Source organism: Nocardia albiluteola, assembly GCF_018860155.1.
Lineage (GTDB): Bacteria > Actinomycetota > Actinomycetes > Mycobacteriales > Mycobacteriaceae > Nocardia > Nocardia albiluteola.
This window is the reverse complement of sequence record NZ_JAHKNI010000022.1, coordinates 61,428-81,918: the sequence shown is the minus strand read 5'-3', so window position 1 is coordinate 81,918 and position 20,491 is coordinate 61,428. Positions and strand designations below refer to the sequence as shown.

Here is a 20,491-nt window from a genome sequence, read left to right as displayed (position 1 = left end):
GACAGGGGCGGGGGTCCGTCCCGATCACCCCGGCCCACGGGGTGTCTGGTCGACGGCAGGGAAGCGGGTTTCACGATGGCTACGAACGGACAGCTCAGGGCGGCGCTGGCGATCCTGTGCACCGATGTCGACGCCGTCGCCGAGCAGGTGTGGGGCCGGACGACGGCCGGCGACGACACCGCCGGGATCGAGCAGGCCATGCTGGCGGGCCTGCTCTACCGGGTGGTCGGCGCGCAGCTGCGGCAGTCGCTCGCCAACGCGCCGGATGTCGCCAGCCTCGAGAATCGCGCGCGGGCCGCGGGTCCCAGCGGCGTCGCGGTGCGCGGCGAGGACGAATACGGCCAGGCACATTTCGAGGCCTACTGGCTGACCGACCGCATCGCCGAGCTCTACGGCAGCCTCGATTCGGTACCGCCGCAGCTGGCCGCGGCGGCGTATACCGCCGAGGCCTCGCGCACCCTGCTGCGCATCCATCGCGAGACCTTGCACAGCGCCCGCCCCGACGCGGCGCACGCAGGATGGGAGTCCGTGCTGGGCCAGCTCGACCGCGCCCGCGCCCTGGCCCGCGCCGCGCATGCGGAGGCCGAAACCGTCCCGCAGCGCGGCATCATCCGAACGCCGGCCGAATAACCATCCAGGCTATCGAGAACTCCCGCGCTATCGAGAACTCTTGCGCAACAGCGAATGCCGGACACCGTAGGTGAAGTACAGCGCAAAGCCGACGACCATCCAGATCAGGAAGCGCAGCCAGGTCTCCACCGAGAGGTTCAGCATCAGCCAGGCGCACGCGATCACCGCGAGGATCGGGATGAGCGGGACCAGCGGGACACGGAAGCCGCGCTGCAGATCCGGGCGGGTGCGACGCAGGATCAGCACACCGAGGGACACCAGCACGAAGGCGAACAGCGTGCCGATGTTGACCATCTCCTCCAGGGTGCCGAACTGCACGAAACCCGCGAGCACCGAACACACCACGCCGACGATCAGGGTGATCCGCACCGGGGTGCCCTTGGATCCGGTGTGCGCGAGCCTGCGCGGCAGCAGTCCGTCGCGCGCCATCGCGTACAGCACCCGGGTCTGGCCCAGGAACAACACCATCACCACGGTGGTCAGGCCGGCCAGCGCGCCGACGGAGATGAGGTTCTTGGCCCAGGTCACCCCGTGCACCGCGAACGCGGTGGCCAGCGTCGCGTTCTTACCGGCCAGGTCGGTGTAGGGCACCATGCCGGTGAGCACCAGCGAGACCACCACATACAGCACGGTGACGATCGCGAGCGAGCCCAGGATGCCGCGCGGCACGTTGCGCTGCGGATTCTTGGTCTCCTCCGCGGCGGTCGCGACGACGTCGAAGCCGATGAACGCGAAGAACACCAGGCTTGCCGCGGCCAGCAGCCCGTACCAGCCGAAGTTGCTGTTGCCCGCGCCGGTCAGCCAGGAGAACAGCGTCTGATGCACGCCCGAACCGCCGGTGGTGTGCTGCGCGGGCGGGATGAAAGGCTTCAGATTCGAGGTCTTGAAATAGCCCAGGCCGACGACCACCACCACGGCGATCACGGCGAGCTTGATCGCGACGGCCACGGCCGACACCCGCGAGGACACCTTGGTGCCGAGGGCCAGCAGCACGGTGAGCACCGCGATCAGCAGCACCGCACCCCAGTCGAAGGACACCGACCCGAGGTGCACGACCGGCGAGTGCGAGCCCATCACGTTGCCCAGATACTGCGACCAGCCCTTGGCGACCACCGAGACGGCCAGGGCCAGTTCCAGGATCAGGTCCCAGCCGATGATCCACGCGGCCAGCTCGCCGAACGTGGCATAGGAGAAGGTGTAGGCGCTGCCCGCCACCGGAACCGTCGAGGCGAACTCGGCGTAGCACAGGGCGGTCAGCCCGCAGGCGATCGCGGCGAAGACGAAGGCCAGCGAGACCGAGGGCCCCGCCACGGTGCCCGCGGTCTGCGCGGTGAGGGTGAAGATGCCCGCGCCGACCACCACGGCGACGCCGAAGACGGTCAGATCCCAGGCCGTCAGGTCCTTGCGAAGCTTGGAATCCGGCTCGTCGGTGTCGCGCATGGACTGTTCGACCGACTTGGTCGCGAACAACGCGTTGCGCCGGCTAGCCGATGAATTGCCGGTTTCCCGCTGACCTGGCTCCGGGGTAGCCAACCGTCTCTCCTTGATCTGTGGCGCGATCTATCGACGCCACGAACTGCGTGAACGTGCCGGAAGAATCTAGCAGCCGCGATCTGTGACCCAGATCTCCGGGTTGCTCAGACAATGCCGGTTCAGCATGGTATGTGACGGAGCAGATCGAGAAACTCCCTTCCGCGCTCCGACTCCGCCCATCGCAAATGTCCCAGAAAGTAGTGGCGATAGGCGATGTCGGCATTGCCAGCACTGGGACGCGGCAGCACCGACAGGAAGTAGTCGATCTCGGAGAGCTGGTAGTGCACATGCGCCAGCGGGAAGATCTCCGGCAGGATGGCGCGTTCGCGGAGGGCGAGCGGGCGGATCTCGGCGTATCCGCGCAGGAAGGCGGCCAGCTGATCGGTGTGGATCCGGGCCACACCGGTATCGCGCAGTCCGATCCAGTCGACGGCGAACCGCTCGATCGCGACCGCCAGGTCGAAGACGGCGGTCGTGCGATTGGCCAATCCGAAATCGAACACCGCCGTGATCGCGTCGGCACTGTCTGCCGCGAGCTCTCCGCCACCGGCGCTTCCCCTGGCGCTATCGCTGCGCCACAGCAGGTTTGTGGCATGCCAGTCGTTATGTGTCCAGAGTGGTTCCAGACCGGCGAGGTCGACCGCGGGCGGTACCCCCGGCCCGAGTTCCGCCTGCCAATCCCGTTCGGAGAGAAACGCCCCCAGCGCTGGGCGAGCGGCCGCATGCCGCTCGACATCCGTGACGAGATCCGTGCACTGCGCCGACAGCAAGGGCCGCGGCGGCCGGGAGGGCGCATCGAAACCACGTGCCGCACAATGTATTCGAGCGAGCATGGCACCGGCTGCGGCAGCGTGCCCCGTGGAACGATACGGCGACCACGAGAAATCGCCGCGATACGCGTCGTCGCCCGACCCCGGTGCCTGGAATTCGTAGCTGAATTCCCCGTGCGTGCGCGACCACACCTCGGGAATCGGAATCCCGCGTGCCCGAAGGTGATTCATGAATGCGTGCTCCTCGGCGAGCGCAACGGCATCGCGCAGTGCCACCGGCAACCGCTTCACCACCAGCCGTGCACCGTCGTCCAGGCGCACCCGCACGGTCGACGACAAAGGCCGAGGACTGCGCCACTCGATCTCAGCAGCGAGACCTCCCGACGCCGAATCACAGTCGGCCAGAACACTATTGATCTCGTCGAGCGTCAACGGCGGCCAGTCGGGCGCGGCCATCCGGGCCTCCCCCATCCCGAACACCAGGCCCGCATCGGCCCGGTCGCGCGCGGTCACGGATGCCCGGCCGATCCCGGCGGAGCAGGCTCACGGCCGCTTTCACTCACGCGCGGGCCGACGCTCGACGAGCACCAGCACACCGGTCGCCACACCGGCGACCACGAACGAGAACAGCGACGCCGAGGACCACCAGCCCGGATGCACGTGCAGCGCATCCTGGGCGTGCCCCCACAGGCGCGCCCACCAGCCGACCGATCCGGGGTTGAGCAGCTGATAGACCGCGAAGCCCAGCGCCCACGGCAGCAGCATCAGCGGCCGGGCCGGGGCCCGTTCGTCCAGGTCCCAGCCCTGCCGGCCGCGCCCCAGGAAGTAGTCGACCACGAGCACCGCGCACAGCGGCACGAAGACCGAGCCGATCAGCAGCAGGAAATTCGAGAACCCGGTGAAATCGTGGACGCCCAGCGCCAGCACCGTCGCCAGCGCGCCGACCGCACCCGCGAGGATGCGCCGGTCCACCCGCGGCAGCAGATTCTGCAGCGACATCGCCGTCGAGTAGACGTTCGCGAAGGATTGATCCGATTCGCGCAGCACCAGCACCGCGAAGAACACCCAGCCCGCCGCGACACCCAGGAAGGTGTCGAAGATCTTGTCCGGATTCCCGCCGACCTGGATCAGCGCGATGACACCCAGCAGATAACACCAGGTCTGGGCGACCGAATAGCCGACCATCGCGGCGCCCGACGCCGCGCGCGCCGACCGGGCGTGCCGGGTGTAGTCCGCGGCCAGCGGCACGAACGACACCGCCACCGCCAGCGCGGTGTCCACGCCCGGAAAGAATCCGCTCCACGAGGTCCCGGGCACGTGCGGCAGCGGATGGCGCAGCAGTTGCACCGTGAAGTACAGCATCGAAATCGCCACGGCCACGGTCACATACCGGCGCAGGATGTGCAGCACCCGCAGCGGCCAGATCGACATCGCGGTGCACAGCACGCCCGCCGCGATGATCACCGGCGCGTGTGGGGCATGGCCGTGGGTCAGGGCCAGCACACCGCCCGCGATCACCGTCAGCTCGTAGACGCCCCAGCCGATGCACTGCACGATATTGGCCACCGTCGGCAGGTACGACAGCCTGGTGCCGAACAGTCCGCGGAAGTTGGCCATCGCCGGGGCGCCCGTGCGCGCCCCGACCGCGCCCGCCGCGGCCACCATGGCCGTGCCGAGCACGGTGCCCAGGATCGTCGCCAGCAGCGCTCCGACCAGTGGCAGCTGCGGATGCCCCGCCGGTTGCAGCACGAAGATCGCGCCGGTGAAGCCGATGAGGCTCACACCCAGGTTGGCCCAGAACGCGGTCTGATCGGCGAGGGACAGGCTGCGCGGCGGATCGGTGGTCAGCACCAGGGGCGCTTCATCGGCGCGTATCGGTCGGGTTGTCGTCATAGCGGATCCGATGCTACGGGGCGTCTCGAAAGCCGCAAATGTCCTGATCCGCCGATTCACCCCCGACGCCTGTCGTGGTCGACCCTGCGGTGACCGGCCGCCGGGTTCGAGCCGTCTTGGGCGGGCGGAGCGCAGCTCGGTGCGCGGGCCGAGTCCTCGATCGCGCGCCGGGAGTGCATCGGCGCAGGACACAGGCGGTTCGGTGGTATACGGGGGTAGCAGGTAACCTCATCCCGGATGGTTAGTGTCACGGACTCCGCACGTCAGCAGCCCGCGACCCGTCCGATGCGACGCGTCCGATGGCTGGTACCGCCGACCCTCGTCACCGCCGCGGTGCTGTGGATGGCGCATCCGAGCTGGCCGATTTTGCCCATCAGCCGGGTGTTCATCGATCTGCAGGTGTATCGGCTCGGGGTGCAGGCCGCCATCCACGGCGTCGACATGTACGGCACGCTGCCCAAGACCACCATGGGGATAGGGCTGCCGTTCATCTATCCCCCATTCGCGGCGATCGCGCTGGGCCCGTTCGCGCTGATTCCGTGGGGCGTGACGCAGTGGGCCTTCTTCGTCGTGTCGGTGCTGGCGCTGTCGATCACGATCTATCTCACCGCGCGCCGGGTGTGGGGTGAGCGCGGCACCGAGCTGGTGCTGTGGGCGACCGCGTGCGCGATCCCGCTCGGGGTGCTGCTCGAGCCGGTGCATTCGACGCTGGACTTCGGCCAGGTCAACCTGATCCTGATGGTGCTGGTCGCCGCCGACTGCCTGACCGAGAAGCCGAAGTGGCGGCGCGGCATCGGGGTCGGCATCGCCGCCGCGATCAAGCTGACCCCGGCCGCGTTCGTGCTGTACTTCCTGATCCGCCGCGACTACAAGGCGGCGATCACCGCCGCCGTCACCGGGGCCGCGGCGACCGCGCTGGGCTTCGCGCTGATGCCGCACGAATCCACGAAGTACTGGTTCGGCGGGATGGGCAACGTGTCCGGGCTCAGCGGTTCGTCGTTCCGCACCAACCAGTCCATCCAGGGCGTGCTCTCGCGCCTGCGGGTGCCCGAGCCGGCGTTCACCGCGCTGTGGGCGGTGCTGGGCCTGGCGCTGCTGGTGCTGGCCGTGGCCGCCATGCGGCGCGCGGCGGACAATCCGCCGCTGGCGATGTCGTTCAACGCGGTATTCACGCTGCTGGTCTCGCCGATCTCGTGGTCGCACCACTGGGTGTGGATCGCCCCCGCGCTGCTGGCGGCGGTCGGCGCGGCCACCCGGCTGCCGCGGCGCCGCGCGCTGATCTGGTACCTGTTCCTGCTGGCCACGGCCTGGATCTTCGTGGACGGCCCGCAGAACCGCCTGCCCGGCGACAACAACCGCGAATTGTCCTGGACCCCTTGGCAGCACATCGTCGGCGACACCTACGTGTGGTTGAGCGTGCTGCTGGTGATCCTGTACGTGATCAGCACGCCGCGCCCGGCGAACGCCGAACCGCTGCTGCCGAATTCGCTGCGCCCGTTGCGCTCCAAGGCCTGAGGAGGCCGCCGCGGTACCGGTTCCGGTGCAGCTCGGACGGGGTCCGGCGTATCGTTCACTCTTGTTGCCGCACAATCCGGTTGATACGTTGCCGAGGCATCGCCACGCAGGCGGCCGGGACCGACGGAGGATGATGACCGAGTTCGAGGACGCCGCGAAGCCGAAAGCGGACCTGAACACGCCGAGCAGCGCCCGGATCTACGACTACGTTCTCGGTGGGAAGGACAACTACCAGGCGGATCGGGACGCGGCCGAGAAGGTCATCGCGGCGTTTCCGACGGTTCGTGAGGCCGCAAGCCACAATCGGCACTTCATGAACCGAGCGGTCACTGCGCTCACCGACATGGGGATCGTGCAGTTCCTCGACATCGGCACCGGCATTCCCACCGTGCCGAACCTGCATCAGCTCGCCCAGGAGGTGGTCCCCGAGGCCCGGGTGGTCTACGTCGACAACGATCCGATCGTGCTGGCCCACGCCCGTGCGCTGCTGCACGGCAAACCCGAGGGGCGCACCGTCTACCTCGATGCGGACCTGAACGACCCGGCGGCGATCCTGAACTCCCGCGAGCTGCACGAGACCCTGGATCTGGACCGCCCGGTCGCGTTGAGCCTGGTCGCGGTCCTGCATTTCCTCTCCGACGAGCAGGACCCCTACGGCATCGTCGACACGCTGCTGGACGCCCTGGTACCCGGCTCGGTCCTGGTGGCATCGCACATCACCGCCGACCTCGATCCGGTCGGCATGACCAAGGCCCTGGACATGTACCGGCAGGGCGGGGTGTACGCCCAGGAACGCAGCCGGGAGGAATTCGCCCGCTTCTTCGACGGCCTGGAGCTGCTGGATCCGGGGGTCGTCGTCGTCAACCGGTGGCGGCCGACGCTGCACACCCCGAGAACCCCCGACGAGCAGGTCAACTGCTGGGGCGCCGTCGCCCGCAAGGGCTGAGCTCGGCACGATGGGTGGGTGCACCCTTGACGTCAACCGGCCCGTGCCGTCTCAGCCTGACGCCGGCTGCCGGGCTGCGAGTTCGTCGCTCCGATGCTTCCCTGTGGATAACGGAGTATCGCGAGGCCTGACTCCGGTCAGTCGAGCTGTGCGGCAATATCTTTGAGTTCTCCGCGCGAGGTCACGCCGAGTTTCGGGTACGCCTTGTAGAGGTGGTAGCCGACGGTGCGGTGGCTCAGGAACAGCTGGGCGGCAATGTCCCGGTTGGACAGGCCCTGGGCGGCCAGGCGGACGATCTGCAGTTCCTGTGGGGTCAGCCCGGCCACCGCGCGGTCGCGGGGGCGCTCACCGGCCTCCGGAGCGCCGGCAGCGGCAAGTTCGTTGCGTGCCCGCCGTGCCCACGGTTCCATGCCGAGCCGAGAGAAGATCGTCAGCGCCTCGGTGAGATGGGTTCGCGCCGGGGCCTTGCGCCGCTCCCGGCGCAGCCATTCGCCGAAAAGCAGTGCGGTACGGGCATATTCGACAGGGCGGCCGTCGGCATCGTGGGCCGCCAGGGCCCGGGTGTACAGGTCTTCGGCGGCTGCGTCGTCGAGCAGTGCGCGACAGCGCAGGACCAGGGCGTCGGCCCAGGGCTGCCGCACCGACGCGGCCCAGCCCTCGAATCGCGCGAACGGGGCTGCGGCCCGCTCGGGCTCGCCCACCCGGACGGCCGATTCGACCAGATCGGGAATCGACCGGGTGGCACAGATGTGGTGGCTCCACGGTTCCCGGGTCAGGCGCTCGAACCGCGACAGCGCGGCCTCGGCGCGGCCGAGCCCGAGTTCGAGCAGGCCCAGGGACCACTGCGCCCAACCCGCCCCCGGGGCAAGGGATCCCGCACTGTCCCCGCCCAGGCCCGCCGACGCGGCGGCCCGGCATTCCTCCTCGCGCCCGCTCACCGCGTGCACGAAGGCGAGCACGCTGCTGAGCTGGCTGATCCACTGCTGCTGGCCGGTGACGCGGGCCAGCTCCAGGCCCTCGGTGGCGGTGGCGAGCGCGGCGCCGGGACGACCGGTGAAGCCGTCCACCTCGGCGACGAAGAACAGCACCGTGGGCAGCCTTCCGGCCGCGCCGGTGGTCCGGTATCGCGCGGCCAGGCCGGTCGCGAGGTCGTATGCCGCGCGGTCCTGACCGCGCGCCATCGCCACCCCGCACAGCATGATCAGCACCTGGTCCGAAACCTCGCCCCGGGCGCGGATTTCCGCCAGGGTGTCGGTCAGCGACGGCGGCGGCGCACCGGGCCCGGAGTCCAGCAGCCGCGCGACGAACGCCGCCGCGGGCGTGATCGGGTGCGCCCGTGGCAGTTCCAGCGCGCCGAGGCGTTCCAGCACCTCGGCCAGCGCGCCCTCACCCAGGTACCAGCCGGTGTGGATGGCCTGCAGCAGCTGCGCCGCGGACTGCCCGGGATCCGTCTCGGCAATCAGCGCCGCGCCGTCCAGCAGCAGCCGGTGCCCGGCGGGATAGTCCCGCTGCCAGAAGGTCGCGAGGGCCTGCACCTGAAACAGGCCGGCGCGCAGGGCATTGTCGTCCGTGCGCCCGATCGCGCGCCGCGCGAGCCTGCGTGCGTGGTCCAGATCCCCTGCCTCCAGGGCGGATTGGGCGGCCAGCGCCTCGCGCCGCGCCCGCGGACCGGGCTCGGTGCTGAGCCGGGCCGAACGCTCGTAGGCCGCTGCGGCGGCCTGCTGACCGCCCCGCTCCCGGGCCCGCACCGCGGTGCGTTCCAGCGCGTCCGCCACCTCGGCATCGGGTCCCGCGGCCGCCGCGGCCAGGTGCCAGGCGCGATGGTCCGCGTCCTCGGTGTCCGTGAGCGCGTCGGCCAGGGCTCGATGCACCGCGATCCGCTGCCCGAGCGGTGCGCGCTCGTAGACCGCCGCACGAATCAGCGGATGCCTGAAAACGATTGCCGCACCGGCGGTATCGCCCTCGGCACCGCCGCGGCCCCAGCCGTCCGCACCGGGACGTCCGCCGGTCCACCGCAGCAGGCCCGCCTCCTCGGCGGGGGCCAGGTCGTCGATGTCGGCGCCCAGCGTTGCCGCTGCCCGCAGCACCACGGCCGGATCCCCGGACTCGTGCGCGGCGACGACGAGCAGCAGGCCCTGGGTGGCGGCGGGCAGGCGGCTGACCTGACCGTGGAAGGCCAGCCGCAGCCGGTCGGTGAGCGGCAGCGCGCCCGCGCGCAGATCCGAGGAGGGCTCAGCGGCCAGTGCGATCGGCAACTCCCGCAAGGCAAGTGGATTGCCCTGCGCCTCGGCCAGCAGCCGGTAGCGCACGGCCGGTGCGAGCTCGAGCCCGTCGAGCAGCGCGGCGGCCGCATCCGGCGACAGGCCGGTCACGCGATGTTCGGGCAGTCCGTCGGCGGGGAACGCGCCCTCGCCGTCTCGGGACGCGAAGACCATCGCCACGCCCTCGGCGTAGAGCCGGCGGGCGGCGAACAGCAGCGCGTCGCGCGAGGCACGGTCGAGCCACTGCGCGTCGTCGACCAGCACTAGCGCGCCGGACTCACCCCCGTGATCGGCCAGCAGCGATAGCACGGCGAGTCCGACGAGCATCGGATCCGCGCCCGCGCCCGCACCGATTCCCAGCGCCGATTCCAGTGCACTGCGCTGGGATTCGGGCAGGCCGGCGAGAGTATCCGCCGCCGGCCGTGACGCCTGCCGGCGCACCCCGCCGAGCACCGGGCGCAGCAGCAATTGCAGACCGGCGAACGGTAATTCGGCCTCCACCTCGATGCCCGCCCCCCGCAGCACCCGCAGCCCACCCGCCCGCGCGGCGGCATGATCGAGCAACGCGGACTTGCCGATTCCCGGCTCGCCACGCAATACCACTGCCGCACTACCGCCCTCGCGCGCGGTGTTCACCAGTGCGGCGAGAACGGCGATCTCGGTCTCCCGGCCGCGCAGGTCCCTCTCCGGGCCACCCACGCTCTCAACAGAATCCGGCATCAATGATTCGATCGGGAAACTCACAGCGCGGCGGCCGCGTCGAGAATCATCCGGCGCGAACGGTCGGGGGTCTCGGCCTGCACGCTGATGCGGTCCATGACGCGGCGGTAGTTTTCCAGATCAGCCTGCTTGTCCATGTAGGTCGAGCTGCTCAGCTGCTCGGTGTAGACCACGTCGGGCAGGTCCTTCTCGGCGAAGCGCAGCATCGTGAACGAACTACCCAGTGCCGCATGGCCGCCCGCGGCGTACGACAGCACCTGGATGGTCACCCGCAGATGCTCGCTCATCTGCGCCAGATGCTCGAGCTGCCCGCGCAGCACGGCGACGCCGCCGAGCGGACGATGCAGCACCGCCTCGTCCAGCACCGCCCACAGCGTCGGCCCGGAGGGCCAGTCCAGCATCTCCTGACGACGCTTGCGCAGCTGCACCCGGCGCGCGGCGTCGGAGTTTCCGTGGCCGAGCGCGACCACCGCGCGGGCATAGTCCTCGGTCTGTAGCAGCCCCGGAACCAGTTGCGCCTCGAAGGTTCTGATCGAATACGCCGCCTGCTCGAGCCCGATATAGGTCTCGAACCAGGAGGGCATCAGATCGTTGTAGCGGTGCCACCAGCCGGGCTCGTTCGCCCTGCGCACCAGCTCCAGGAACTCGCCTATATCGTCGGGGTCGACGTGGTAGAGCTCCAGCAGATCGCGGACGTCGCGCTCCTTGAAACCCGTGCGGCCCAACTCGAGTCGGCTGATCTTGGCGGTCGAGCCGCGAATATGATCGGCGGCCTGCTCCGGCGTGATACCTGCTTGGTTGCGAAGTTTGCGCAGCTGCCCGCCCACCAGCATCCGCAGCGCCGTCGGACCTCGTTCGGGGACGATCGAGTCGACGCCCGAGATCCGGTAGAACTCTGCGGTCATGAGGTCAGCTCCGATAGTCGAAAGGCTGGCAGCGGCGGGGATGCAATGGTATTCGCCCCGTACATCACCTCGCCAGAAGCCATGGTATCGCCCCGAACGCCCGGTCGTCGAACCCTTCGTCGATTTTGCGGTAGTAATTTGCGGCGAAATCGGTCGGTTTCGAACCCTTCTCGAGCGACCATCCAGTAGGTATTAGCTGGCAATATGCGCGCCGCAACGCTGGCCGAGCCCGCCGCCGCACCGGGCGAGAAGCCTTCCAAATCCGGTGGGGTGCTCGGCGATCCGTCCACCCCTGGGAAGCGGTGTGCGACCCTCGGCGAGTTCGAGCTCCCGGGCCGGGCGACAGGACGCTGACGCATCGACCGCGCGCAGGCACCGGCCGTACGGCGCCGACCGACACACGGCCGGTACGAAATCGGTGAACCGATTCCTTCTCAGCGGCGATCTCGCCGACGTGGTGCAGCTCACTTTCGGCCACCTCCGGTCCGTGAGCAGGAATTTTCCGGCCTCCGCAAGGAGCGGCGACCCGGAAAATCAGGTGCGATTGCCGACAGCCGCTGGAATACTCTCGCGGATGCGATGAGTTGACCCGATAGATTCCGTCCTCACTCGTATGGCGCCGAACCCAACAACGGGTGGCGCTCATCCCGACCCCGTTCAACGCTCCCGGAGGTACCCCATGTCCGCCGACCTAGACGCTCGTCCAACAGGGCGTCGGACGCCGACCGTCATCCGGCTCCTGGTGCTCGCGACCTTCGTCGTGATCCTGAACGAGACCATCATGATCAATGCGATCCCGCGCCTCATGGTGGACATGAAGGTCAGCGACCGTACGGCGCAATGGGTTTCCACCGCGTTCATGCTCGCGATGGCCGCACTCATCCCGATCACCGGATGGTTCCTGCAGCGGGTCACCACCCGGCGCGCCTACGGGCTCGCGATGGGCGTGTTCCTGACCGGCACCACGATCGCGGCCATCGCCCCCGACTTCGGGGTGCTGCTCCTCGGGCGCGTCGTGCAGGCCGGCGGCACCGCGGTCATGATGCCGCTGCTGATGACCACGCTGATGACGGTGGTGCCCGAGCACGACCGCGGCCGGGTCATGGGCAACGTCACCCTGGCCATCTCGGTGGCCCCCGCCATGGGTCCGGTCATCTCCGGCCTGGTCCTGCAGCTCGGCTCGTGGCGCTACCTGTTCCTGTTCGTGCTGCCCATCGCGGCCGCGGTCACCTGGCTGGGCCTGCGTCAGCTGGAGAACATCGGCGAGCCGGAGGCCGGCACGATCGACTGGCTCAGCGTCGTGCTCGCGGCCCTGGGCTTCGGTGGGCTGGTGTTCGGCCTGAGCCGGTTCGGCGAGGGCAGCGTGCTGACCCCCGCCCTGATCGTCACCGCCGGGCTCATCCTGATCGGCGCGTTCGCGGGTCGTCAGGTGATGTTGCAGCGCAACGGAACTCCGCTGCTGGACCTGCGCACCCTGCTGTCGGGCGCGTACGCCAAGGGCCTGGTCCTGATGTCGATCGCGTTCCTGGCGATGATGGGCTCGATGATCCTGCTGCCGCTGTATCTGCAGAACCTGCGGCAACTGAGCCCGCTGCAGACGGGTCTGCTGGTCATGCCCGGCGGTCTGGCGATGGGCCTGCTCGGCCCGACGGTCGGGCGCGTGTTCGACCGGTTCGGCGGCCGCGTGCTGGTCATTCCGGCCTCGATCGGCATCACCGCCGCCCTGGCCGGATTTACGCAGATCTCCCTGACCACGCCGTACTGGCTGCTGGTTGGCCTGCACATCCTGCTGATGCTGTCGCTGGCCGCGGCGTTCACGCCGGTGTTCACCCTCAGCCTCGGCGCGCTGCCACAGCATCTGTACTCGCACGGCAGCTCGATGCTGGCCACCCTGCAGCAGGTGGCCGCGGCATTCGGTACCGCGCTGGTCATCACGGTGCTCTCGGCCCGCAGCACCTCGCTGGTCTCGCACGGCGCCAACCCGATTCACGCCGCCCTGAGCGGCATGCAGCTGGCGTTCGGCGTCTCGGCGGCGCTGTCCGTGCTGGTCATCGTCGCGGCAATCCTGCTGCCCAATCGGGCGAGCACCCCGCTCACGGAGGTCGCCGCGTCGGATGAGGTCATCGCCGCCGACGCCGCCGTGGCGGATCTGGTCGCGGACTGAACCACCGGCGATCCGGGAGCGGGCTGCCCGCTCCCGGATCTTCCTCATATCGGGAATCCGCGCCGCTCATGCCTTGATGAACTCGAGCAGATCGGCGTTCAGCTGATCCGCGTGGCTCGCGTAGAGGCCGTGTCCGCCGGTCGGGTACTCCTTGTAGACGGCCTCGGGCAGCGCGGCGGCCAGCTGCCGCCCCGTCACCTCGACCGGCGCGGAGAAGTCCGCCGCACCGTGCACGATCAGAGTGTCGATATCGAAGGAGCGCAACGCCTCCCGGCTGTCGCAGCGGGCGATGGCCTCCTGGATCTTCAGCATCGCCCACGGCGAGCAGGACAGGCACTGCTGGTAGGTCAGCTCAACCTGGCTCGGGGAGACCCCGGTGGCCAGCTGGGTGGCGAAGTACGCCTGGGCCTGCCGCGCAAGCCAGTTCGAGCGGTCCGTGCGAATGTCGTGCAGCATGGCCTCCAGCGCCGCCTCGGGCACCCCGATCGGATTGTCCTGCGCCTGCAGCAGATACGGCAGGATCGCCGCGACATAGGCCACCCGCGCCACCCGCTCGGTGCCCCGGCGGGCCAGGTAGTGGGCGATCTCCGCGCCGCCCGTCGAATGCCCGACCAGGGTGGCGTCGCGCAGATCCAGGTGATCCAGCAGCGCCTCCATATCGGCGGAGGTGGTCGCGATGTCGTATCCGGACACCGGCCGGTCCGAGCGGCCGTGTCCGCGGCGGTCCAGCGCGATGCACCGGTATCCGCGCTCGACGAAGAAGGGAATCTGGCACTCCCACATGTCCGCGTTCAGCATCGCCCCGGCCAGGAAGACGATCGGCTCGCCGGTCCCGTACTCCTCGTACGCCAGGGTGGTGCCGTCGGTGGGGGTGGTGAAGAACATTTCATGCTCCTTTGTGCTCGTTGTCGCTGTACACAAAGGTATTGAGAATCGCGCGGCCTGGAATCCGTCACGCTTAGGTACTTTCGACCGGGATACCGGTGCACTCGCGCGCCGTCCCCGGACGCGGGCGGCATCCCGCGCCCGGGACGGCTCGAGGTGGGCCTACCGGTCGCGGTGGACGACGGCGTGCGCCAGGTGATGCAGATCCCCCGAGGCGGGAAAGTTGGCCAGCTGGGACACCGCACTGTCCAGATAGCGCCGGGACTCCGCCTGCACCCACCGCTTTCCGCCCGCCAGGGTGACCAGGTCCGTCGCGCGCGCGATCGTCACGGGATCCATGGGGCGCCCGTCGCGATACAGCTCGGCCAGCTCGCGACCGGCGGGCGTACCCGACGACAACGCCGCGACCACCGGCAGCGAATGCTTGCGCCGCACGAGATCCGCACCGACCGGCTTTCCGGTGCGGGCCGGATCGCCCCAGATGCCGAGCAGATCATCGACCAGCTGGAAGGCGATGCCCAGCTCGCGGCCGAAGGTGTCCATCGTGTCGATCACCCCGGGCGGGGCCTCGGCGGCCAGGGCGCCCAGCACGCACGCGCAGCCGAGCAGCGAACCGCACTTGTGCCGCACGACCTCCAGGCATTCGTCGAGGGTGACGTCCTGACGCGTCTCGAAGGCACAGTCGTGGAACTGCCCCAGGCACAGCTCGATGACGGCCTGCTCCAGACGGGCGATCGCACCCACCCCCACGCCCGGCTCGGAGGCCAGCAGGCGAATGGCCAAGCCCTGCAGGGCATCACCGGCGAGGATGGCGTCGGTGGCGCCCCACAGCTTCCAGATGGTGGGGCGGCCGTGGCGCATCTCGTCGTGGTCCATCACATCGTCGTGGATCAGCGTGAAGTTGTGCACGAGTTCGACCGCGACCGCGGCCGGTAGCGCGGCCTCGGCGGAGGCGCCGGCGGCCCTCGCCGCGGCCAGCACCAGCGCGGGCCGCAGGCCCTTCCCGGATTCGGCCCGTGTCGGCGTGCCGCGCTCGTCCCACCAGCCGAAGTGATAGCCGCCCATCATCCGTAGCTCGCCGGGTAAGGTCTCCACCGCCGCTCGTAGCAGCGGATCCGTGGCCAGTTTGGCCCGGGCCAGGATCCGGGCGACCGCGGTCGCCCCTCCCGCGCTACTTCGCTCGAGACCACCGAAACCTGCTGTGGCCGTACCCATCACGGACTCCCTTCGATTGCCGCAGAACTGGTCGGAGTCGTGATGCGGGCGTACGTACCCGCGAACGGCCCGGTCGGACCCGCGATCCGGGGCCGCGGCCGGTGCCGTCGCACCGCGGCGTCGACGTACCGGCCGCCGATCTGGTGCCAGGCCAGATTTCCCGCGATGTAGTCGCGCAACCGGCGCGCCCGGGTCAGCAGCGCGCGTCGCTGCTCGCCGGACAGGTCGCCACCGGCGCAGAATGCGGGCAGTTGCTCCCGCTCGAGCTGCTCGAACTGGCGTAAACGCTGCTGCGCGAGATCGATGACGATGTCGCGAGCGGCCTCGCGCGGGCAGTTCAGGAACGACTCGGTGAGATAGACGAGATTGTGCCGCTCACCGTCGGCCTGGATCTCCTTACCGTAGGAGTACAGATCGTTGACGAGTGCGGCGTGATCGAATGCCGAATTCTCCAGCTGCCGAAGCACACTCGCGTCGTCGAGGGCGCCGCCGAGCGGTCCGGCCCCGGCGAGCACGGCGACCAGCGGCCCGCCGAACGCGCTGCGGCGCATCTCCAGGTAATCGATGGGATCCGGGATGCGCCCACGGGTTTCGTTGTCCAGCCGCCACTGCCACGCCTCGAGCAACCGGAGCACCGCGACCCGCAGGTGCGTGCGGGTGCGCGCCCGCGCCGTGGTCCGCCACAGGTCGCACAGGGCACGTTCGACCGGTGTCGCCGGCGCCGGAATGATGGCGACGGCGATCGCGGCCAGGCGGCGCAACTGCGCCCGCCCGGCCGCCGGATCCGCGCGCCACACCCGGGTCGTCAGGTCGCCGACGTGAAATCCCCACGCGCACCAGCGCGCCCGGACGGCCAGCGCGGCGGCATCGGCCTCCGGGTAGACCAGGGCGGCCAGGCGGGCGAAGTCGGCGTCCGCCAGCGACTGCGGGGTCCACCCGAGGAGAGGATCCAGCATCCCCATCTCCGCCACCCAGTCCGCGAGCCCGGCGCGGACCGCGCCCAGATGCGGGTTCGTGTCCGCGCCGTACGGCATCGACAGACCGGTGACCGGCAGCGGCCCGGAGGTCCGGGCCGGCGGGGTGTGCTGGTTCACCCGGACGCGGAGCCCCGGCAGCAGCCGGGCCGCCGCCGTACCCAGACCCGTTGGCTTGGGATCGATTCCGGAGTTCATGTAGCGGCTCGACCGCAGGTGCCATTCGTGCCCGCCGGCCTGCCAGTCCTGCAGCCCCAGCGTGTAGCGGGCGACGGCATGCTGTTCGGCGGGCGCGGCGGCCCGGTCCAGGAACAGCTGCGGCACATCGACTTGCGCGGTGTCCTCGAACTGCGTGAGCCGGCTGGTGATCAGATCGTTGACCAGATTCGCCGCGGCCTGGGTCGGTAGCCCCAGGAATTGTTCCAGCACCAGAACGGCATTGGCGTTCTCGCCCTCGACCCGCACCTCCCGCTCGTAGGAGAACAGGTCGTTGCGCAGGTGCACCGCATCGGAGAAGGTGTCGCACAGGGTGCGCAGCGCACGCTCACCCGCGAAGCGGCCGGGCACCTCGGCGGTGGCGTATTCGACGAGATTGGCCGACCAGGGTGCGCCGCCCACGCGCCGGCGCATCTCGACGTACTCGATTGGGTTGGCCACCCGGTCGCTCGCGATATTGTCCAGCTCCCAGAGCGATTCGACCATCAGGTTGTGCGTGCTCAGGGCCATGCGCCGCCGCCAGTCCGGCGACATGGACCCGACGGTGCGTGCCCAGCAATCCGACAGGCCGGCCTCGGCGGGATTGCCGGGTTCGGCTGCGGCGGCGCCGGACTCGGCCATGAACAGCTCGAGCCGATTCAAATATCGCACGGCGGCGGCACGGTCGCGGGTGTTCTTGAATTTGGCGAGGAAATCGTCGTCGAAAAAGAAGACCCAGATGTACCACTCGGTGATGAGCGCCAGCGCGTCGGCATCACAATCGGGATGGGTATAGGCACACAGCAGCGGCATCTGCATGCGCGTGAGCCGGTCGGCATCCCACACCAGACTCCCGTCCGGACCGGGCTCGTCGAGAATTCCCATGCGCCGCGCCCATGCCATCGAATGCTCTCGGGCGTATTCCAGATGCGGATTGAGCCGAGCCGGATGGGGAAGATAGAAATCGGGCAGAGTGAACGGCTGCATCGACGGCCCCTTTTCGACATCACACTGTTTCAATTACCTCGCGGATGTATATCCCTGATGCGGGCGAACGTCACGAATCACAGAGCGCGGAAATTACATGCCCCGACGCCTAGGGCGACAACGCGTTATCGTCGAAACCCTATGTTAGCTGGCGCTTTTCGGACTGTCGAGACCTTCGAATTCATCCGACCGACCGGTTCCCTACCCGGGCGCCCGCAGCGGGCCACGTTCCGCGGCTCGGCGCAGGTAGGTCGCGGTCATCGGTATACGGGTTCGAGCTGGGCATCTTCCGAACGAAAACGGGCGATACGGGCAGCGGCGTCACCGCGGGCGCGCGGCACGGCGTTCAGATTCGCGATCGGCCGCCGCGCGATGTTCGGGGGGCAGCAGGGTACGGATGTCCTTGCGGGTGCTGATCATCAGCTTGGGCAGAATGGCCGCGATCTGCGCGTCCACCGTCCGGCGGGACGTGCCGCGCCGCGCGGCGATCGCGGTATTGGTCATGCCCGCTGCGGCCAGCACGGCCACCTCCTGCTCGGCACCGGTCAGCTCGTCCCACCGCGTCGGATGCGCGCCCGAATCGGCCGAACCATCCGAGGGCGGCACCCCCGGGCCCGGATCTCCGGCCGCCAGGACGGCCTCCGGCTGCCCCAGACCACGCCGGGCAGCTATCTCGAATTCCCTGTCGCCCAACACTTTACGAGCCAGTGCGTCCGCTTCGACGGTCTTCCTCCCGAAGGGTCGCAGGTTGTTCAGGTCGATGCCCAGTTGCCGTCGCAGGGTTGATGTTCCGCCGGATATCCAGGCGATCTCCCTGGCCCACTGCCGAATTCGATCCCGCGATCCGTCCGGCTCCGCCGCCGTGGCATCGATCATGGCCGCGAGGATCCACGCCCGGATATGCACCGCCCAGACCCCGCCCCAGCGGTCCCGCATCGGAATCTGCCAGGCCAGCGCCGTATCGCACAGCGCCATAGCCGCATTCGGGTCCCCGTGCGCCGCCTCGGCGATCGCGCGCGCCAGCCGGGCCCACGAGGTCGCCCATGCGGCACCGGAGGATACGAAGGTAACCAGGTGGCGGCCGGTGACTTCCATCGCCTGCTCCGCGGAGCCGAGCAGGGCCGCCGCCAGTGCCTCGAACAGCTCGGCCATCGCGACGCCACCGAGATCGCCCGCCGCGGCGAACTTGGATCGCGCGCGCGCCAGCACCATCGTTGCCCGCGCATCGCAGTCGACGAGCATCAGCGTACTGCCCCACAGATATTCGACCGACGCGGGCAATCCCAGGTCGGTCGCCGGATCGGCGGGCCATTGCGAAAGGCCCTGCGGTTCCAGGCAGATCGCGACCGCATCGTCCAGCATGCGCAGGGCGTCGTCGCGCACCCCTTGGCACAGGCTGAGCCAGCCGATCAGCGCGAGCGCCGAGACCTCGAGCTCGGCCGGGCACTGTCCCAGCGCCCGGGCGGCCGCAAGGCTGCGCTCGGCCAGGGCCCGCGATTCCCGTAGATGGCCGCGCAGGAACGGGATTCGCAGCGCGATCAGGCCGGTCGCGATCTCCAGGCCGACCACGGCTTCGTCGGGATCGGACAGGCTGCCGTCGACGGCGCACTGCTGGTTGTCCGAATCGGCGCGGGCCCGGGCCAGCAGTTCCTGCTCCCGCGGACTGAGCCACTGAATGCAGTACTCGGCGATGCGGTCGCGGTAGTAGCGGCGGTGCCGCGCGGCCAGCCGGAGCCATTCGCCGTCGCCGCCCTCCCGCAGGCGCTGCTGGGCGAACACTCGGAAGCTCTCGAGCAGGGAGTATCGAACGGTGTCCGCGCCGACATGAATCGACACCATGGATCGATCGACCAGTCGTTCCAGCAGGCCCTCGATCCGGTCCCGGGCCAGCCCGCCGTGGTCGGTGTCGGCGCAGACCGCCTCGATCGCGGCCAGATCGGCGCCGACGTCCGGGCAGTAGCCGCCCTCGGCGTCGAGGTCGATGTCGTCGGGGTTGTTGTCGTGGCCGATGGCGAAGACCGACATCCGCTGGAACAGCAGCTGCTCGGCCGGGTCGCACAGCTCGAAGGACCAGCCGATCACCGCGCTCAGATCGCGATGGCGCTCGTCCGCACCCACCCGGAACCCCGGTGACCAGCGCAACCGGCGGTCGGTCCCGGCGCCATCCAAATCGCGCAGGATCATCGGCAGGGATTGATACCGCAGTCGCGCCGCGGCCAGGCGGATGTGCAACGGATAGCAGTGCAGATGACGGCAGATCGACTCCACCACGGGCAGATCGGCATCGGCGACGGGCCGGCCGGCCAGGTCCGCGCGCTGCCGGAACAGGGCCACGGCCTGCGCGCGCGTCAGGGGCGGGATCGGCACGACGTGCTCGTCCACCCAGCCGATCGCGGTGCGGCTGGTCGCCAGCACCGTCAGGCCCGGGACCGCGTCGAGCAGCTCCGCGACGACCTCGCCGACCTCGTCGAGCACGTGTTCGCAGTTGTCCAGCACCAGCACGGTCGGCAGGACCCGGCCGACCGCGTCGGTCCGGCCGAGGGTGTCGATCAGGGTCTGCCTGCCCGGCCGCGCGGAGTAGTCGCCGTCGACCACGGCGCCGACGATCTCGTCCTCGATCGCGCCGACGCTCGCCCCCTTGGGCAGGCGGGCCAGATACACCCAGTGCACCGGAAGTAGTTGCGCCCTGCGCATTCTGCGCGCGACGGCCATCGCGAGCCTGGTCTTGCCGATTCCGCCCGAGCCGACCAGCGTGATCAGGCGCGCGGAGTCGGACAGTAGCGAGGCGATGCGGTCCAGCTCGCGGTCCCGGCCGACGAAACCGTCGCTGTCCGTAGGTATACCGACCCCCAGCGCCGCATGTCCCGCTGACATGAGTGGAAAGCATAACGGCTGGTT

The 20,491-nt window shown here is 69.5% G+C and carries 13 protein-coding genes; 4 read left to right on the top strand and 9 right to left on the bottom strand.

The features are described 5' to 3' along the window. Window positions 1-75 precede the first annotated feature (75 nt). Window positions 76-630 (top strand): hypothetical protein, encoded by a 555-nt coding sequence (locus tag KO481_RS39100; protein WP_215923597.1) that lies wholly within the window; start codon window positions 76-78, stop codon window positions 628-630. Between the two features lie 27 nt (window positions 631-657). Here the strand turns inward: KO481_RS39100 and KO481_RS39095 are convergent, their stop codons facing one another. The 3 genes from KO481_RS39095 to KO481_RS39085 form a co-directional block, all read right to left on the bottom strand. After that, complete coding sequence (locus tag KO481_RS39095; RefSeq protein ID WP_215923640.1) at window positions 658-2,070, bottom strand: APC family permease; 1,413 nt, start codon at window positions 2,068-2,070, stop codon at window positions 658-660. Window positions 2,071-2,282: 212 nt separating this feature from the next. Beyond that, a complete protein-coding gene (locus KO481_RS39090; protein WP_215923596.1) occupies window positions 2,283-3,446 on the bottom strand; it encodes a phosphotransferase enzyme family protein in 1,164 nt (387 codons plus the stop codon). Window positions 3,447-3,488: 42 nt separating this feature from the next. After that, a complete protein-coding gene (locus KO481_RS39085; RefSeq protein ID WP_215923595.1) occupies window positions 3,489-4,826 on the bottom strand; it encodes a purine-cytosine permease family protein in 1,338 nt (445 codons plus the stop codon). A 237-nt stretch (window positions 4,827-5,063) separates the two neighbouring features. On the opposite strand from KO481_RS39085, the gene KO481_RS39080 reads away from it, so the two are divergent. Both KO481_RS39080 and KO481_RS39075 read left to right on the top strand, forming a co-directional pair. Further along, window positions 5,064-6,341: a glycosyltransferase 87 family protein gene (locus tag KO481_RS39080; protein ID WP_215923594.1), complete on the top strand. Its 1,278-nt coding sequence runs from the start codon at window positions 5,064-5,066 to the stop codon at window positions 6,339-6,341. Between the two features lie 133 nt (window positions 6,342-6,474). Further along, window positions 6,475-7,287, top strand: a complete 813-nt coding sequence (locus tag KO481_RS39075; protein ID WP_215923593.1) for an SAM-dependent methyltransferase — start codon at window positions 6,475-6,477, stop codon at window positions 7,285-7,287. Window positions 7,288-7,424: 137 nt separating this feature from the next. Here KO481_RS39075 and KO481_RS39070 read toward each other — a convergent pair whose 3' ends face one another. Further along, entirely contained in the window at window positions 7,425-10,268 is a 2,844-nt protein-coding gene (locus KO481_RS39070; protein WP_215923592.1) for a helix-turn-helix transcriptional regulator, read from the bottom strand. Window positions 10,269-10,288: 20 nt separating this feature from the next. Then, complete coding sequence (locus tag KO481_RS39065; RefSeq protein ID WP_215923591.1) at window positions 10,289-11,173, bottom strand: Sco1979 family transcriptional regulator; 885 nt, start codon at window positions 11,171-11,173, stop codon at window positions 10,289-10,291. A gap of 679 nt (window positions 11,174-11,852) precedes the next feature. On the opposite strand from KO481_RS39065, the gene KO481_RS39060 reads away from it, so the two are divergent. After that, window positions 11,853-13,337 carry an MDR family MFS transporter gene (locus KO481_RS39060; RefSeq protein WP_215923590.1) on the top strand — a complete coding sequence of 495 codons (1,485 nt, stop codon included), beginning with the start codon at window positions 11,853-11,855 and terminating at the stop codon, window positions 13,335-13,337. A 66-nt stretch (window positions 13,338-13,403) separates the two neighbouring features. On the opposite strand, the gene KO481_RS39055 is transcribed toward KO481_RS39060, so the two are convergent. The 4 genes from KO481_RS39055 to KO481_RS39040 form a co-directional block, all read right to left on the bottom strand. After that, entirely contained in the window at window positions 13,404-14,222 is an 819-nt protein-coding gene (locus KO481_RS39055) for an alpha/beta fold hydrolase (RefSeq protein ID WP_215923589.1), read from the bottom strand. A gap of 162 nt (window positions 14,223-14,384) precedes the next feature. After that, entirely contained in the window at window positions 14,385-15,437 is a 1,053-nt protein-coding gene (locus KO481_RS39050) for a polyprenyl synthetase family protein (protein WP_215923588.1), read from the bottom strand. Then, window positions 15,437-17,593, bottom strand: a complete 2,157-nt coding sequence (locus tag KO481_RS39045) for a terpene synthase family protein (protein WP_215923587.1) — start codon at window positions 17,591-17,593, stop codon at window positions 15,437-15,439. Before KO481_RS39045 ends, KO481_RS39050 begins: the two co-directional genes overlap by 1 nt. A gap of 321 nt (window positions 17,594-17,914) precedes the next feature. After that, window positions 17,915-20,467, bottom strand: coding sequence for an ATP-binding protein (locus tag KO481_RS39040; RefSeq protein ID WP_215923586.1), 2,553 nt, complete (start codon window positions 20,465-20,467; stop codon window positions 17,915-17,917). Window positions 20,468-20,491 lie beyond the last annotated feature (24 nt).

Excerpts from the sequence above, each read along its gene's own strand:
- KO481_RS39060 (WP_215923590.1), top strand. The coding sequence starts at position 11,853 with ATGTCCGCCGACCTAGACGCTCGTCCAACAGGGCGTCGGACGCCGACC.
- KO481_RS39070 (WP_215923592.1), bottom strand. The coding sequence starts at position 10,268 with ATGCCGGATTCTGTTGAGAGCGTGGGTGGCCCGGAGAGGGACCTGCGC.
- KO481_RS39080 (WP_215923594.1), top strand. The coding sequence starts at position 5,064 with ATGGTTAGTGTCACGGACTCCGCACGTCAGCAGCCCGCGACCCGTCCG.
- KO481_RS39095 (WP_215923640.1), bottom strand. The coding sequence starts at position 2,070 with ATGCGCGACACCGACGAGCCGGATTCCAAGCTTCGCAAGGACCTGACG.
- KO481_RS39055 (WP_215923589.1), bottom strand. The coding sequence starts at position 14,222 with ATGTTCTTCACCACCCCCACCGACGGCACCACCCTGGCGTACGAGGAG.
- KO481_RS39065 (WP_215923591.1), bottom strand. The coding sequence starts at position 11,173 with ATGACCGCAGAGTTCTACCGGATCTCGGGCGTCGACTCGATCGTCCCC.
- KO481_RS39040 (WP_215923586.1), bottom strand. The coding sequence starts at position 20,467 with ATGTCAGCGGGACATGCGGCGCTGGGGGTCGGTATACCTACGGACAGC.
- KO481_RS39100 (WP_215923597.1), top strand. The coding sequence starts at position 76 with ATGGCTACGAACGGACAGCTCAGGGCGGCGCTGGCGATCCTGTGCACC.
- KO481_RS39045 (WP_215923587.1), bottom strand. The coding sequence starts at position 17,593 with ATGCAGCCGTTCACTCTGCCCGATTTCTATCTTCCCCATCCGGCTCGG.
- KO481_RS39085 (WP_215923595.1), bottom strand. The coding sequence starts at position 4,826 with ATGACGACAACCCGACCGATACGCGCCGATGAAGCGCCCCTGGTGCTG.
- KO481_RS39050 (WP_215923588.1), bottom strand. The coding sequence starts at position 15,437 with ATGGGTACGGCCACAGCAGGTTTCGGTGGTCTCGAGCGAAGTAGCGCG.
- KO481_RS39075 (WP_215923593.1), top strand. The coding sequence starts at position 6,475 with ATGACCGAGTTCGAGGACGCCGCGAAGCCGAAAGCGGACCTGAACACG.